Source organism: Nostoc sp. NMS7 (assembly GCF_017115085.1).
Taxonomy (GTDB): Bacteria; Cyanobacteriota; Cyanobacteriia; order Cyanobacteriales; family Nostocaceae; genus Nostoc.
The window spans coordinates 72,320-72,948 of record NZ_JABXKJ010000201.1; the positions used below are offsets into that span (position 1 = coordinate 72,320).

The following is a 629-nucleotide window of genomic DNA, read 5'->3' on the forward strand; positions in this document are numbered from 1 at the left end:
TAATGGCACAGGCGGCTTTGCCACCGCCACCAACTTCACCGTCGGGACTAGTCCCTATTCAGTCACAGTGGGAGACTTCAACGGCGACGGCAAGCTGGACTTGGCTACCGCTAACTACGGCAGCAAGAACGTCTCCGTGCTGCTAGGGCTAGGCACAGGCGGCTTTGCCACCGCCACCAACTTCACCGTCGGGACTGGTCCCGTTTCAGTCACAGAGGGAGACTTCAACGCCGACGGCAAGCTGGACTTGGCTACCGCTAACTACGGCAGCAAGAACGTCTCCGTGCTGCTAGGGCTAGGCACAGGCGGCTTTGCCACCGCCACCAACTTCACCGTCGGGACTGGTCCCGTTTCAGTCACAGAGGGAGACTTCAACGCCGACGGCAAGCTGGACTTGGCTACCGCTAACTACGGCAGCAACACCGTCTCTGTGCTGTTAAATGCTAACCCCAGTGCCACTTTAACAATTGCCGAACCTATTGCCCCAGTCACCACCGCCACCGACACCGCCCTCACCTACACCGAAAACGACTCCCCGACAGCCATCGACTCTGGCATCACCGTCACCGATGCCGACTCCACCAACCTCAGCAGCGCCACTGTCAGTATTACCAACGGTTTTGACGCCA

At 59.1% G+C, this 629-nt stretch carries 1 protein-coding gene and 1 pseudogene; both read left to right on the forward strand.

Going from position 1 to position 629, the window contains the following annotated elements; all coding sequences use genetic code 11:
• Nucleotides 1–340: pseudogene (locus HWQ38_RS40565) on the forward strand (VCBS repeat-containing protein); the annotation flags it as partial.
• A 54-nt stretch (nucleotides 341–394) separates the two neighbouring features.
• On the forward strand, nucleotides 395–629 hold a 235-nt coding region (locus HWQ38_RS22745; protein WP_292798090.1), incomplete at its 3' end, for a hypothetical protein.